The organism is Pseudomonas sp. RW10S2 (assembly GCF_014268985.1).
Lineage (GTDB): Bacteria > Pseudomonadota > Gammaproteobacteria > Pseudomonadales > Pseudomonadaceae > Aquipseudomonas > Aquipseudomonas wayambapalatensis.
This window is the reverse complement of sequence record NZ_JABWRO010000132.1, coordinates 1-14,664: the sequence shown is the minus strand read 5'-3', so window position 1 is coordinate 14,664 and position 14,664 is coordinate 1. Positions and strand designations below refer to the sequence as shown.

The following is a 14,664-nucleotide window of genomic DNA, read 5'->3' as shown; positions in this document are numbered from 1 at the left end:
TCTGCGCGAGCAGGTAGGGGTTTTGTCTTTAAGTAGAGACTACAGAGATTCGCAGGCACGTCCTTGAGACGGGCCAGCACACAGAATTTCTTGACGACCATAGAGCATTGGAACCACCTGATCCCATCCCGAACTCAGCAGTGAAACGATGCATCGCCGATGGTAGTGTGGGGTTTCCCCATGTGAGAGTAGGTCATCGTCAAGATTCATTTCGCAAAACCCCTATCTGCGTGAGCAGGTAGGGGTTTTGTCTTTCTGGTGCCCAAGAAAATCCGCTGCTGCGGTCAGCGCACATCCCACAACAGCGGCTCGGGTTATCGCCTTCAGCTCAGTAGATTGCGCACGTTCGCCATCGCCTCATCGGCAAAGCCCTGGAGAAATGCCTGGAAGCCTGGCAATGCCTCCGGGCCGCCTTCCCAGGGTTCGGCCTGGATAGTCCAGACCGCACGGCTGCGATGCGCATCCAGCGCCTCGACCTGCATCGCAGCCCACAGGTTGCCGATATTCAGGCTGGTGTAGATCAGGCTCCAGGTCATCTGCATTGTTTGCTCGTCTCGCGAGTTCAACTGCTCGATGACCACATTGCCATCCTTGAACAGTTTCTTGCGCACCGAACGCACTCCGCTTCCGGTCATCTCGATATGGGCCAAGGCGGGAATGAACACCGGGAAGCCGGCGAAGTTGCCGACGATCTTCCATGCAGCCGCCGCCGGGGCTGCAATGTCCACGCTGGATACCACCAGGCAGCCTTGTGGATTACGGACCAGCGTGTCGGGTTTGAGTGTTTGCATGCGATGTTGCTCCTGTTGTGAATGAACGAAGGAATCAGAGAAAGCCGATAGCGCTCAGGTAGCTGCAGCCGCGGCGCAGCAACTGCGTATCCTTGGCCGGGTAGCGGGCGCCCATGCGCCGAACACCCTCGCGGGCATTGCCGTGCTCGATGCTGGAGATATCGCCGATGTCCTCCTCGAAGCCGTCGAGGTAAAAGCCCAGGACATCGAACAGCGCGTTGTCGCGATCTACCCGCCTCAGCTGGCCTTGCCACTGCTCCACCTCGACCAGCTCGAAGCGGTGGCCGTGCTCGCGGAATGCGGCCAGGTAGTCTTGCCAACGCAGCGGTTCGGGGTTGTGCAGGTTGAAGACGCACTGCGCGGGTTGGTGCCTGCTGCTGTGAAAGGCGATGAAGCGGGCGAGGAAGTCCACCGGCATGAGGTCGAAATCGATCTCCAGCCGTGGTACCTGGCCCAGCTGCAGTGAGCCCTTGAGCATCAGCATCAAGCGATTGCGTTGGGGCTGGCACACGCCGTTGCGGCTGTCGAAGCTGATATTGCCGGGACGGAACAGATTCACCCGTACCCCTGCTTCACGTGCCCGCTGGAGGATACGTTCGCCGACCCATTTACTCAGGTTGTAGCCGTTGCGGATGTAGATTGGCGGAGTCGGCGCGGGGCCTTGCTCCAGCACGCGGCCGTCGCTGTCCATTGCGCTGCAAGCGGACAGCGTCGAGACGAAGTTGAAGACCTTCTTGCGTCGCCCTTCGCACAGGCGCAGGCATTCGAACAGCGGTTCGATGTTGTCGCTGACCAAGGCCTGGTAATCGAGTACGTGATTGACCTGGGCAGCGTTGTGCAGCAGTGCGCCGTAGTTCAGGTCGAGATCGTCGTAGTCCGCTTCGCTCAGCCCCAGCCGAGGGCGGCGCAGGTCCGCGTCGAATACCCGTACGCGCTTGTCATCAAGGCTTAGCTGATTGTCTGCCAACGCCTGTCTGAAGCGTTCAGTGGCACTCTGTGATGCGCTGCTACGTACCAGGCACGCCACCTCCGTGGCCCCCCAGTCGAGCAGTGCTTCGACCAGATGTACGCCGAGAAAGCTGTTGGCGCCCGTGACGATAACCTTGTGCACATCGCCCATGGCCTGCAGAGGCAGTACCTGCAGGTCCAGGTCACGGTTGGCGTCCTGCTCCAGGCGTTGGAGCGAAGTCTCCAGGGAGTTACCGTCACCGTCGAGCAGCGCACCCAGGCGCTGTAGCGTCGGCTGTTCGATGAAGCGGTTGATCGCCACGCCGCGGCCGAAGGCCTGGCGCACCTCCAGCAGCAGCCGCGATAGCAGGATCGAATGCCCGCCCAGACTGAAGAAGCTGTCGTCGACGGAAATATCCGACTGGGCCAGTTCCAACAGCTCACTCCAGAGCCCGAGCAGACGCTGCTCGGTCGGTGTGCTGGGTGCTAGCCGCTGTGCCGCTGGCAAGGTCAGTGGATGCGCCCGCAACGCCTGGCGGTCGACCTTGCCGTTGGCGGTGTAGGGCATTTGCTCCAATACCTGGTAGAACACCGGACGCATGTAGTCGGGCAGATGCCGCTCAGCATGCTCACGCAATCCAGTGTCGGCCGCATCACACGTCGGTTGCGCGGCGAAAGCCAGGACGCGGCGTTGGGCATCGATCACCACCGCGATCTGTGCATACAGGCCGCTGTTGCGCAGGCAGTGCTCGATTTCTTCCGGCTCTACGCGAAACCCGCGGATCTTCACCTGATTGTCGCGTCGCCCGCACAGCTCGATGCCCTGTGCGGTCCATTTGCCAATATCACCTGTACGGTAGGTGCTCAGCGAACGGCCATCGGGCAGGTCGAGTACGACGAAACGCTCGGCGGTCAGTTCCGGATTGTTCAGATACCCCAACCCGACCCCCGGGCCGCAGATGTACAGCTCTCCGGGTGTCTCCTGAGTGACCGGCTGCAAGTCGTCGTCCAGGATCAGTACCTGGGTATTGGCGATTGGCACCCCCAGGTTGCGATTACTGTCCCCGGCAGCGCAGACGCGAGTCGTCGCCAATACCGTGGTTTCGGTAGGGCCATAGATGTTGTGCATCCGGCATTGTTCGCTGTACCGCGCGATGACCTGGGGCTCGCAGACATCGCCCCCGGTGATCAGGTGGCGCAGGCCAAGCGGCCTGTCATGCGGGAGGATGCTCAACAGCGCTGGCGGCAGAAACGCATGGCTCACCGCCTGGCTGTGGATAAGTTGCACCAGTTGCTGGGGATCGCGGCGCTGGTCATCGCTGGGCATGACCAGTTCCGCGCCGCAGGCGAAGGTCGGCAGGATATCCAGCAGCGAGGCGTCAAAGCCGATGGTTGAGAACTGCAGCACCCGGCTGTGCGCATCCAGTGCGACATGCTCGCGATACCAGGCGATGAAGTGGGTGAGGTTACGCTGGCTGAGCAGCACGCCTTTCGGCTGACCGGTGGTGCCTGAGGTATAGATCGCCACGCAGGCCCGGTCTGCTGTCTCGGGCCGCAGGACCAGCGAGGGCAGGCAGCTGTCAGTGGGCACCTGCAGCGTGCGCACATCCAGCAGGGCCAACTCGGCCTGTGGCTGGCCGTCATGCAGCAGGACCCGTGCGCCAGCATCCTGCAGAATGCGTTGACGACGTTCTGTGGGTGTCGTCGGGTCCAGTGGCAGATAGATTGCGCCGCAACCCAATATCGCCAACACGCTGGCGTAGAGTGCTGGCGACTTGGCCAGGCAGACGCCCACCACCACTGGCTGATCGTCCTGATCAGGCAGTAACGGCAGCAGTGCCCGTTGCAAGGCCGCGCTCAGTGCGTGCAAGTCGTGATAGCTGCTGCGCTGGCCATCGCGGTTCAGCGCCGGTTGCCGTGCGTGTTGGCGCAGAGCTTGGTCCAGGCCCTCCATCAAGCCGACTTCGCTACTTACCAGCAGATCTGTGCGTTGAGAGCGGTTGAACGGATGTCGGTAGGCCAGCGTTTGCAGCCAATCCAGACCGTGCTCACGCGTTTGCAAGCCGGGCTCGACGGCGCACGCTTCGTTCAGATGCTGAGGGTCGCGGGCGAGGTACGCGACCTGCCGGGTGACCAACTCCTCCAAAGCTCGCACCGCATCTTCACGTAGTTGCTGGCCATTGCCCGAGATGGGCGCGACCAGCGGTACGCGGCTGATCAGGCGCGCAGCCGTGGCACTGGCGCACCAGCACAGCAGTTCCAGGTGTGGCAGGGTGTCGGCGTGGCTGGCGCCCAGGCGCACCCTGAGCAACGGCGTTTGCCCCAGGTGTGCCCAGTCACTGGTGCACAGCACCAGGCTGCCGTCCTCCAGAACCAGAGAGTGATGGCTGGCCAGGGCCTGGCGTAGCATCGAGGGTGAATCGGCCAGCAGGGTGGCGTGGCCCTGCTCGTCGAGTATTCGGGCCAGGCTGCGCAGCGCAAGGCTGTGGCCGACCATCAGTATGTCGAGACGTCGCATGCGGATCTCCTCAGGGCAGGTAGCCGCGCAGGGCTTCCTGCACGCAGGGCGACTCGAGCATCGAGCTGCTGCGGAAGAAGCGCAGGATGTTGCCCAGCAACGGATGCTGGTGGTTGATCGGGTAGGCCAGGCCGAGCACTTCCTCGCGCAGCGACTGGCGCAGCGTTTCGCTGACTGGCAAGGCCTCGATCAGGTTGAAGTCGAAGGCCTGCTGGATGTCGTTGGTCAGGTACTGGCCCAGGAACACGGGCAGCACCTGGGCGATCATCTGGCGATCGACCTCGGGCGCGGCTTGCCAATAGATGCGCGTCAGCCGCGCCCAGAAGCTCGAATGCCGACCTTCGTCGAGCAGGTGATCGGCCATCAGCCCCTTCACCGAGGGCTTGACCGTGTCGTCGCGGGCGAAGGCGGCGACATCGTCGGTCAGGGTGTTTTCGGCAATGCCGACGCAGATCAGCTCAAGAGCGTCCCGCAGCGTTTCCGGCACCTGTGCCAGTGCGGTGGGGATCGCACGGCTGAGTTCGATCTCGGTGGGCAGGGCGATCGGCTCGAGGCCGGTCAGGGCGATGGTCTGCTGCAGGAAGTCCATGGCCACCAGCGCGTGGTAGTCCTCGTCGACCACCACGGTCATGGCGTCATAGCGGCAGGCGAAGGGAAAGCGCACGGTGAAGCGGTCCTTGGCAATCCGCCGGGCCGTGCGGTCGACGATTTCGGTCTCGAAGATCACCACGTCGTTGATGAACTTGTAGAGGCTCTGCACCAGCACGAAATCACGCAGGTGCGGGCAAGCCCGTTGGAAGGTGGCGCTGAGTACCAAGGGTTGGCGGCTGAGGGGGTAGATCAGACGCTGGTCGTCCTCGAGCCGCCGCCGCGGGCGAGTACGGATGGTGGCACGCTCCTCCCAGCTGTCGGCGAAGGAGCGGTAATCGAGCGCGTTCATGGCGTGACCTCGCTGGCGGTGACCTGCAGCGAGGCGCGCAGACGGTCCCACAGCGCGGTGCGGCTCTGGACGGCGGCGATGGCGGCTTCGTACACCTCGTGTTGACGTTGCGGGTCATCGTTCACCAGGCGGGCCAGCAATGCTTCGGCGGCCGGGCCGTGGTCTTCGGCGTCGACCTCGATGTGGCGCTGCAGGTAATAGCGGAAGGTCGGGGCCTGCGCCTGGTCGATGCCCCATTCGTCGAGGATCTGCTGGAACATCGCCGGGATGACGCTTTCGCGGCCATGCAGGAAGGCGGCTGCCACGCGATGGGCAGGTGCGTTGAGTGCCACCTCGAGAGTGTCACCGACGAAGTGCCTGGCGGCCTCGCTGGCGCCACAGCGCTGCAGGGCAGTGGCGTAGTCGAGGCCCTGTTGTTGCAGATGGACGAAGCGCTCGATGGCCTGGGTGCTGGCACCCACTTCGCGCATGGCGTCCAGATACAGTTCGAAGTGGCTGTAGTGGCCGTGCTGCGGGCAGTCATCAGATTCTTCGCCGAGCACGATCTCGTTGATCAGGCGGGCGGCGGCGGGGTCCACCGGTGGTAGCCAGGGCAGGCTTACGCAGGTCAGTTCCCGTTGCAGGCGCTTGGTCAGCGACATGAAGTCCCACACCGCGAAAACATGGGTTTCCATGAAACGTTGCAAGGTTTCAATAGTGTCGATTTCTGAGAAGAGCGGGTGTTGGGCGAGCGTGGATTTATGACTGGAAAGTGTGCGCTTCAATGTGCTCATGGTTGATATCCATTGTGTGAAAGTTGGCATGTTTTCCCGATAAGTTGCAGCCGCTGAAATACGCCGGGCGAACGGGGTCCTCGATAGGTACTCGATGGCTGAACAGTCTCGGTGATGGTGGCCGCCCCTTGATTCGTCTGGCTTGTACGTAGTCAAGCCGTGTCGGGTGTCGGCGATATAAAAGTTAGAACAACATCAAAGTTTGCCGCAAATGTTTTTTGAAATATTTTAATAATTGAAAAGTTTCGAGCAATAGTGTGCTGAATAAAACATTTGAAGTGTTTTATTTTGGCAAGACAGGCCCCTTCCGATAATTAGTCATCAGAAAACAAAGTTGAGTGAATGCCTCACTCGAAGCACTGGTGAATGGAAGTACGAGGATGTTCCACTGTTGAGGGGCGGCTGATCGCCACGCGGCCCTTGCCCCGGTGTCGGGCTCCTTCTGCGGGTAAATGGAAGGCATGCGACCGGGCCCGGGACGGACGATCGGCAGTCGCAGCGCGACTAGAGTGGGCTCAAACGACTCGCGCTGCCATGGTCATTGGCAGCGCATCAGGGGAAACAACGCCTTCAAGAGGGGGAGTAGCCTGCTCAGAGGCTCAATAAGCCAAGATGCGTGTTGAAGATTCTCACGAGTCTTTGGTCTTGATACGACTTGTCGACCCTATGGTCGGGCAACTCGATGAGCTCCAGTTCGCGCCGGACGAAGGCGTGCCAGCCAAGCATTTCGGGGAGGGCTCCAGGTGGGTAGAGGACCGTCACCGGTAACCGTATGGCATTCGCGCTGGCATCGGGTTCTGCCACCCTTGGGCTGTCACAGCTGGAAACAAACAAATGGCGGGTCTGCCCGGGGTACTCGCGTTCCGCCAGTTGTGCCAGCTCGAACGCCATGTGCGCCCCCAGGCGCTGGCCAAACATGGCATGGGGCCCTTCGAGGTAAGGATGCAGGTGCTTGGCCACGGTTCGGGCCAGGGGAGAGGGGCCTTGCAGCGGGTCGCACGGGCTGCATTCGGCATGGCGTCGAACATCCACTGCTATCAGTTCGATATGGTCGCTCAAGGCATGGGACCAGGCGCGATATTGCTCCAGGTGCTCCTGGCTACAGGCGAGGCAGATCAGACGGATTCTCGGGGGTTGCCCGGAGTGCTCTGGTGCCGGTGGTTTCTGGACGTGCACTGTCTGTCCTTCGCTCCGTTCGGTGCCGGAGCTTCATGGCTGACACGGCTTTTGGCTATGTCAGCAGGTGATTCATTTGCCGGCTTGGCTGTTCAGGTAGTTCCTGATGGTACGTGATGCCGTATTGAGGTGCCTTTCCAGCACGTCGATGGCCTGGTCCACCAACTTGTCGCTGGCAGCGTCCACCAGTGCGATGTGGTCGTCCTGAGTCAGCTTGCCCAGGCCCATCGACGACAGGTGGAAGCGCAGGAAGCGCTCCTCTTCGTTGAGCTCGATCTCGATCATGCGCAGCAACTTGTGGTTGTGCGCCTTGCTGTACAGCGTCATGTGGAACAGGCGGTTGAGGCGGCCGATCTCCGCGTGGCGTGTCTCGTTCTCCAGTTGCTGGATGTAGTTGCGGGCGAGGGCGATGTCGCTAGCGTCCAGGTGGGGAATCGACTGGCGCAGCGCTTCGGTCTCGAGCAGAACGCGCAGGCCATAGGTGTCGACGGCATCTTCGCCGATCAGCGGTGCGACCACGGCGCCCTTGTGCATCACCACCTTGAGCAGCGATTGCGCCTCGAGCTGGCGCAGCGCCTCGCGCACTGGCATGCGGCTGACCCCGAACAGGCCGGCGAGCTCCTGCTGGCGCAAGGCGGTGCCGGGAGGCAGCCGCCCATCGACAATAGCGCTGCGCAGACGCTCTTCGATCACGCTGCGGGCAAGGTGCGCTGGCACCTGCTCGTTACCCAGCACGGAGCTGAGGAGTCTGGTTTTCTCGGCCACGCGGAGTCTGCCTCGATGATTGCGATGATTGGATCCAATAACCCTAGTCAGCGGGGTGATGGCTTGTCAAACCGCGGTGACGGGTGCCTGCGGCCGATGGAATGCGGCTATCGTGAATGAAGTCATCGAGCAAAGGAAGTCGGACTTTTCCTGGCTCGATGATCGTAACCTCCTACGCTTTTTCACGCGCACCGTGATTGTAAGGTGCCATTGTCTTTTCCCCCGGCAAGCCGCACCATCGCTGCTTTGGACTGGTCTGGATGGGTGTTCGCAGTGGCGATACCTGGAATGCTCAATTTGGCCGTGCGTCGCCTCGGCCTCGCCGTGCTGCTTGGCTGCCTGCTGCTGGGCGGCCTGCATGCGGATTGGGATTTCGCCCAGATCAGCCGCCGCGCGCAACAGCTGTACGGCCCGCTTGGTGCAGGGCAGGGGCGTATCGACGCCTGGCAGAACCTGATGGCCACGCAGAACCAGGGCAGCGAACTGGACAAACTGCAGGTGGTCAACCTGTTCTTCAACAAGCAGCTGCGCTATGTCGAGGACATCGACCTGTGGCATGAGGTCGATTACTGGGCCACGCCGGTCCAGTCGCTGATCAAGGGTGCCGGCGATTGCGAGGACTACGCCATCGCCAAGTATTTCAGCCTGCGCCGCATGGGCGTGCCCGCCGAAAAACTGCGCATCACCTACGTCAAGGCGTTGCGCCTGAACCGGGCGCACATGGTCCTGACCTATTATTCAAGCCCACAGGCCCAGCCGCTGGTGCTCGACAGCCTGATGGACGCGATCAAGCCGGCCAGCCAGCGCAACGACCTGCTGCCGGTCTATGCCTTCAATGGCGAAGGTCTGTGGCTGACCGGCGCCGGGGGCAACAAGAAGGTCGGCGATACCAAGCGCCTGTCACGCTGGCAGGACGTGCTGAAGAAAATGCAGGCCGAAGGGTTCCCGGCCGAACCGGTTTATTGAGGAGCACAGATGTCACTGTTCAAACAATTGTTGCTTGCCATATGCCTGCTCCTGACCATCGCCTTCAGCGGCAGCTTCATGGTCAGCCTGGAGAGTTCGCGCAGCCAGTACGTCAACCAGCTGCGCTCCCACGCCCAGGATGCGGCGACGGCGTTGGCCTTGTCGCTCACACCGAACATCGATGATCCGGCGATGGTCGAGCTGATGGTCAGCTCGATCTTCGACAGCGGTTATTACTCGAGTATCAAGGTCATCGACCTGGACTCCAACGCCGTCCTCGTCGAGCGTCATGCCGAACCAGACAGCAATGGCGTGCCACGCTGGTTCATCGGCCTGATCGGGCTGGAGCCGGCCGGCGGCGATGCCCTTGTCAGCCGGGGCTGGCAGCAGGCTGCGCGGGTCGAGGTGATCAGCCACCCGATGTTCGCCCTGGCCAAGCTCTGGCAGAGCGCCCTGGGCAGCCTTGGCTGGTTGCTGCTGTGCGGGGTGGTGAGTGCGGTGCTGGGCGCACTGCTGTTGCGCCGCCAACTGCGGCCGCTGGACTACATGGTGGCGCAGTCCCACGCCATCGCCCGCCGTGAGTTCCTCAGCCTGCCCGAGCTGCCGCGTACGCCAGAACTGCGTCGGGTGGTGCAGGCGATGAACCAGATGGTCGAGAAGCTCAAGGCACTGTTCACCGAACAGGCCGAGCGCAGCGAAAAGCTGCGCAGCGAGTCGTACCAGGACAGCCTCACGGGCCTGGCCAACCGGCGCTACTTCGAAATGCAGTTGAACACGCGTGTCAGCAACCTCGAAGAGGCCCGAGCCGGTTACCTGCTGTTGCTGCGGGTGCAGGACCTGGCCGGCCTCAACGCCCGCCTGGGCGGCCAGCGCACCGACCAGTTGCTGCAGGCGGTGGGCGAGCAGTTGCGGCGCACATGCGCCAGCTATCCGGAAACCAAGGACTTGATCACCCGCAGCCGCGGTGGCGAGTTTGCCGTACTGGCGCCGGGGATGGTGCATGAGGAGGCAGTGCAACTGGCACAGGCCCTTGAGGCGACCTTGCAGAGCCTGCATGTGACTGGGGCCAGCGATGTCGACCCGGTGGCCTGTATCGGGTTGGCGCCGTTCAGCCCTGGGGATGCACCGCAAGCCTTGTTGAAGCTGGCCGACGAGGCGTTGGCACGGGCCGAGAGCCAACCGGAGCCGGGCTGGGTCTGCCTGGAGCAGGGCGCCGCGGCCCAGGCTGCCGACAGCCATCACGCCTGGCATTCACGGCTTGACCAGGCGCTGGACAAGGGACAGTTCGAACTGTTCTTTCAGCCCGTGGTGGATTGCCCGGCGCCAGAGCGTGTCCTGCACTACAAGGTGATTTCGCGTCTGCACGATGGACAGGGTGAGGCGCTCGCCGCCGGGCGCTTCCTGCCTTGGCTCGAGCGCTTCGGCTGGATGCCACGGCTCGACCTGCTGGTGCTGGAGAACGTGTTGCGGCATCTGCAGCAGCATGGCGAGTCGCTGGCGCTGAACCTTTCCGCCGCCACCCTGGCCGATGCCAAGGCGTTGCAGCGAGTCTACGAGCTGCTGGGGCAGCATGCGGCATTGGGGCCCAGGTTGACCTTCGAGATCGGCGAGGAGCAACTGCCAGAGCAGGCACAGCTGGAGAAACTGACCCGCCACCTGCACAAGCTCGGTTTCGGTCTGGCGCTGCAGCGCTTCGGCGGGCGCTTCAGCATGATCGGCAACCTGGCTCACCTTGGGTTGGCGTACCTGAAGATCGATGGCGGTTATATCCGCAGCATCGACCAGGAGCGGCACAAGCGGCTGTTCATCGAAGCGATCCAGGGGGCAGCGCACAGCATCGACCTGCCGTTGATCGCCGAACGTGTGGAGACGGAAGGGGAGCTGCAGGTGCTGCGCGAGATGGGCGTGCAGGGAATCCAGGGGCAACTGGTTGGAGAGCCAGCGCCCTGGAAATGAGGGCGCTGTACCCGCAGATCCTCAGATCAACCCGCCCTCTTCATCGTCTTCGATCAGGTTGTTCAGGCTTCCCAACGCCTTGCGCGCGGTGGAACGGCTGAGCAGTTTGGCTTGGGCACCAGGGGGCAGGTCGGTGATGCTGAACACGCCCTTGGCGGTCAACACCTCGATCAAGTCCTCGAGCACACGGATCATGTCCAGATCGCTCTGTTTGAGCTGCTTGAGACTGTTCTCCACGACATCATCGGCGAACCATTCCTGGATTTCGGTATGGTCGGCCGGCAGCGTGTCGGTGTGCTCGGCAAAGGCAGCTGCTTCTACCCGCAGCAACTGGCCGTTGGCATCGCGTTGCACGTAGAACATGGCATCGACCCTCGTCACGATGATTCCTTCTTGGTTGTCAGCAGCATAGGCAAAGTTCAGCAGGCCTGCCGGGCCTGGCAGGCGAGTATGCGCCGTGAGGCGACGGCAGGAAAGCACCGCACCCCCGGCGGCCGGTAAAGGCCGCCAGGGGCGTGGGCATCAGCTGTTGGAGTTGTCGATCTTGATGGTCGGGTCGGCGCCACTGATCAACGAGTTGATCGTGGTGTTCGACCAGTTCACGCCCTCGAGCTTGATGGTCACGTCAGCGTTGGCCAGGCCGCCGGCAGCATTGAGTTTACCTTCGGTGCTGACCTGCAGGGTCGACTCACCGTTCACGGTGGTGATCTTCAGGAAGTTGTCGATGGTGCTGGCCTTCTCGCCCTGCAGCAGGTCGCGCAGGTCGAGGCGGTCGCCCTCGGTGGCCTTGAAGTCCTTGATCACGTCGTTGCCCAGGTCGCCGGCCTTCCACACGAAGGTGTCGGCACCGGTACCACCGATGAGGATGTCATCACCCTTGCCACCGATCAGCACGTCGTTGCCAGCACCGCCAATGAGGATGTCGTTGCCTTCACCGCCCAGCAGCGTGTCGTTGCCGGTGCCGCCGAGCAGGATGTCGTTGCCCCGACCGCCGTCGATGTAGTCGTCGCCACCCTGGCCGAAGATGATGTCGTCGCCATCGCCGCCCATCAGCGTGTCGTTGCCGTCGTTGCTGCGCGAGATGTCGAACTCGGTGTAGTGCTCGGTCACGTACTTGTGCATTGCCCGTGCATCTACATCGCCCGCATCGACGCCCAGCTTGTTGGCGACATAACCGCGGATCGCATCGACACCGGTACCTGCGACCGAGTCGAAGGTGACCAGGTCACCGAAGATGATGTCGTTGCCGTCACCGCCGTTGACCGTATCGTTACCCGGCTGGGTGACCTCGGTGTGACCGAGGATGGCTTCGGCCAGCTTGCTCGGGTCGATGTTGGTCTGTGGCTTGCCATCGCTGTCGAACGGCTTGAGATCGTTGGTCTTGATATCGCTGTTCAGGCCGATGGCCTCGACCTGCGACAGACCCGACAGCAGCTTGAAGGCGGCGGTCGAGTCGTTCATGGTCGCGGTCGTGGTATCGGAGCCGTTACCGGCGCGGGTGGACAGTTCATAGCCACCGTTACCTTCGGCACGCACATCGCCGCTGGTGGTCACGTTCCAGCTGCCCCAGGAGTAGGTCTGGACGGTCAGCTTGCCGGTGCTGTCTATGGTTATGTAGTTGGTGTTGTCCAGGTACTTGGAGATCGTATTGCCTGGTTTCCAGTTGTTCGCCGTCAGGAAGCTGTCCAGCGTGGTGCTGGTGTTGCCCAGGGTCGGGTTGCCGCGCTCGCTGGTCTGGTAGTAGGTCGGCTTGCCGTCGGTGACGAAGAACGTCTGGTTGCTGCCGGTGTTGCCAGCATTCTGGAGGTTCTGGAACCAGTTGGCGGTGGTCTTGAAGGCGTCCTCGTAGTTGGTGCCGCCGTTGGAGTTCAGCGTCTTCAGGGCGTTGAGCAGGGTCTGCAGGCCGGCATCGTTGAGGGTCACCGAGACCGAGGATTTCACCTGGCTGGCGAAGTCCACGAGCAGGATGTTCACGGTACCGGACTGGTCGCCCTTGACGCTGGCGGCCAGGGTCTTGAACACCGACTCCAGCGACTGCTTCGCCGCATCCACGCCAGACGAGCCCATGCTGCCCGAGGTGTCGACGATGAAGGCGATGTTGTAGTTCTGACCTGGCACCACGTGCAGGCCGACCACGTCGGCGACGACGATATCGTTGCCATCGGTACCGGTGAAGCTGTCGCCTTCCGACGTCAGGTTGCTGGTGTTGTAGGTCTGCGGGTACACCGTGACCTTGATGGTGCCTTCGTTGGTCGCGGTGCTGCCGCCAACGCTTTCGGTGGACGTGGAGCTGACCTTCACATCGAATTGGCCGCTGTAGTAGGTCGGTGGCTTGATTGCCAGGCTGCCCAGGTTCCAGCCGGTGACGTCCACCGCGCTGCTACCGACGGTGAGGCTATGGCCTGCGTTATCGCTGATCACCGAGCCCGCCGGGATGCCGCTGAGTTTCACGCTCAGGGTTTCCGAGCCGTCGGTGTCGGTCAGGTTGGTGTTGATGCCGACCAGCTTGACGGGGGCGCCATTCTCACGACCTTCGTTGAGCTTGTAGCCGTCGTAGTAACCCTGGCCGTTGCTGCCGTGCAGTTCGGAAACGGTCAGGCCGGCATTGGTCATCGCCCCGAGGTTCGGGTACATCGGGATGGTCGAGCTGTTCAGGTCGGTGACCGCGCCGTTGCCCACCTTGATGTTGATGTCCAGGCTGCCTGGGCCGGCCTGGTTGGCGTTGTAGATCTCCAGGGTGTAGTAGCCGCTGGTGGTCGGCGTGTAGCTGCCGGTGATGGCGCCACTGGCGTTGCCCCAGGTGCCGCTGGCGACGTTCTTGCCGCCGATCACGATCTGCAGGCTGTCGTCGGCCGTGCCGCTGAAGGTGTAGGTCTTGCCGGCTTCCAGATAGATCAGGCCGGAGGTCTTCGAGCCGGTGCCCGGGGTCACGGTGGCGGTGGTATCGACCGTGGTGACCTGCTCGCTCTTGCTGGCGTTGCCGGAGTTGGCGAACACGTTCTTGAGCTGGTCGCCGGTGATGCCGTTGCCGTTGTTGCCCAGGCCGTTGAGGCTGCTCCAGGTTTCCTTGGTCAGACCGATCGAGTTGACGTTGTTGTTGCCGATCGACAGGTCAGGCCTGTCGGCGACCGGCGTGATATCGACCTTCATGGTCACTTCGCTGCCGGTGTTGGTGCCATCGTTTGGCTTGTACTTGATCTGTGCGTAGTCGGCCTGCTTGTTGCCCACGCCGCTGCCACCATAGCCATCTGCGCCCGACTGGTTGGCCAGCGGCACGAACTTGAGCTTGCCGGCGGCGATGTCGGCCTGGCTGATGGTCTGGTTGAGCGACACGTCGACCCACGAAGTGCCGTTGAAGAACTTCAGGTTGCCCAGATCCGGCAGCTTGCTGATGGTCACGCCCAGGCCGGTGTTGCCATCGGCGTCGGTGACCTTGAAGTCGCCCCACTGGAACACGTAGTCGGTGTCTTCGGTGCCCGTTACGGCGCCGCCTGGCGATACCGGCATGTGGTCGTTGTCGATGATCGTGGTGGTGACGCTCGACTTGCTCGGGTTGACCTGCAGGTTTTCGAAGCCGCCGCCGCTGACACCGCTGATCTGGACGGTGAAGTTCTCCGAGCCCTCGACGAGTTGGTCATCAATGGTCTTGATGTCGAAGGTGGCGGTGCTGCTGCCCGCCGGGATCTTCACGGTGACCACGCCGGTGAAGTCCTGGCCCTCGGTGGCGGTGCCGCTGTAGGTCAAGGCGATGGTCACTTCGGACCTCGACGGGTTGCTCAGGGTCAGGTGGTAGTGGGCGGTGTCACCTTCGGTCACCGAGGTGGCCCCCCC

Annotated in this window: 10 protein-coding genes and 1 rRNA gene; 3 read left to right on the top strand and 8 right to left on the bottom strand. The window is 62.4% G+C overall.

What is annotated here, in order from left to right; translation table 11 throughout:
- Positions 1–89 precede the first annotated feature (89 nt).
- Positions 90–205 (top strand): 5S ribosomal RNA (gene rrf, locus HU729_RS22170).
- Between the two features lie 118 nt (positions 206–323).
- Here rrf and HU729_RS22165 read toward each other — a convergent pair.
- The 6 genes from HU729_RS22165 to HU729_RS22140 all read right to left on the bottom strand — a co-directional run bounded on the left by HU729_RS22165 (position 324) and on the right by HU729_RS22140 (position 7,911).
- A complete protein-coding gene (locus tag HU729_RS22165; protein ID WP_186711569.1) occupies positions 324–791 on the bottom strand; it encodes an SRPBCC family protein in 468 nt (155 codons plus the stop codon).
- Between the two features lie 34 nt (positions 792–825).
- The gene (locus tag HU729_RS22160; protein WP_186711568.1) at positions 826–4,257 is read right to left on the bottom strand and encodes an amino acid adenylation domain-containing protein; all 3,432 of its coding nucleotides are present in this window, start codon (positions 4,255–4,257) and stop codon (positions 826–828) included.
- A 10-nt stretch (positions 4,258–4,267) separates the two neighbouring features.
- Complete coding sequence (locus HU729_RS22155) at positions 4,268–5,197, bottom strand: diiron oxygenase (protein WP_186670450.1); 930 nt, start codon at positions 5,195–5,197, stop codon at positions 4,268–4,270.
- A complete protein-coding gene (locus HU729_RS22150; RefSeq protein WP_186670448.1) occupies positions 5,194–5,970 on the bottom strand; it encodes a DUF3050 domain-containing protein in 777 nt (258 codons plus the stop codon). Before HU729_RS22150 ends, HU729_RS22155 begins: the two co-directional genes overlap by 4 nt.
- Before the next feature lie 591 nt (positions 5,971–6,561).
- A complete protein-coding gene (locus tag HU729_RS22145) occupies positions 6,562–7,146 on the bottom strand; it encodes a thioesterase domain-containing protein (protein ID WP_186711567.1) in 585 nt (194 codons plus the stop codon).
- Positions 7,147–7,218: 72 nt separating this feature from the next.
- Positions 7,219–7,911 (bottom strand): GntR family transcriptional regulator, encoded by a 693-nt coding sequence (locus HU729_RS22140; RefSeq protein WP_186670444.1) that lies wholly within the window; start codon positions 7,909–7,911, stop codon positions 7,219–7,221.
- Between the two features lie 204 nt (positions 7,912–8,115).
- On the opposite strand from HU729_RS22140, the gene lapG reads away from it, so the two are divergent.
- Both lapG and lapD read left to right on the top strand, forming a co-directional pair.
- Positions 8,116–8,877: a cysteine protease LapG gene (lapG, locus tag HU729_RS22135; protein WP_186711566.1), complete on the top strand. Its 762-nt coding sequence runs from the start codon at positions 8,116–8,118 to the stop codon at positions 8,875–8,877.
- Between the two features lie 9 nt (positions 8,878–8,886).
- On the top strand, positions 8,887–10,833 hold the full coding sequence (lapD, locus tag HU729_RS22130; protein WP_186711565.1) for a cyclic di-GMP receptor LapD: 1,947 nt from the start codon (positions 8,887–8,889) through the stop codon (positions 10,831–10,833).
- A gap of 21 nt (positions 10,834–10,854) precedes the next feature.
- On the opposite strand, the gene HU729_RS22125 is transcribed toward lapD, so the two are convergent.
- Both HU729_RS22125 and HU729_RS22120 read right to left on the bottom strand, forming a co-directional pair.
- Positions 10,855–11,196: a tryptophan synthase subunit beta gene (locus tag HU729_RS22125; RefSeq protein WP_186670455.1), complete on the bottom strand. Its 342-nt coding sequence runs from the start codon at positions 11,194–11,196 to the stop codon at positions 10,855–10,857.
- A 159-nt stretch (positions 11,197–11,355) separates the two neighbouring features.
- The coding region (locus tag HU729_RS22120; RefSeq protein WP_186711564.1) for a type I secretion C-terminal target domain-containing protein at positions 11,356–14,664 on the bottom strand (3,309 nt) is incomplete at its 5' end.

Coding starts and splice junctions, on each gene's coding strand:
- HU729_RS22165 (WP_186711569.1), bottom strand. CDS start 791: ATGCAAACACTCAAACCCGACACGCTGGTCCGTAATCCACAAGGCTGC.
- HU729_RS22160 (WP_186711568.1), bottom strand. CDS start 4,257: ATGCGACGTCTCGACATACTGATGGTCGGCCACAGCCTTGCGCTGCGC.
- HU729_RS22155 (WP_186670450.1), bottom strand. CDS start 5,197: ATGAACGCGCTCGATTACCGCTCCTTCGCCGACAGCTGGGAGGAGCGT.
- HU729_RS22150 (WP_186670448.1), bottom strand. CDS start 5,970: ATGAGCACATTGAAGCGCACACTTTCCAGTCATAAATCCACGCTCGCC.
- lapD (WP_186711565.1), top strand. CDS start 8,887: ATGTCACTGTTCAAACAATTGTTGCTTGCCATATGCCTGCTCCTGACC.
- HU729_RS22125 (WP_186670455.1), bottom strand. CDS start 11,196: ATGTTCTACGTGCAACGCGATGCCAACGGCCAGTTGCTGCGGGTAGAA.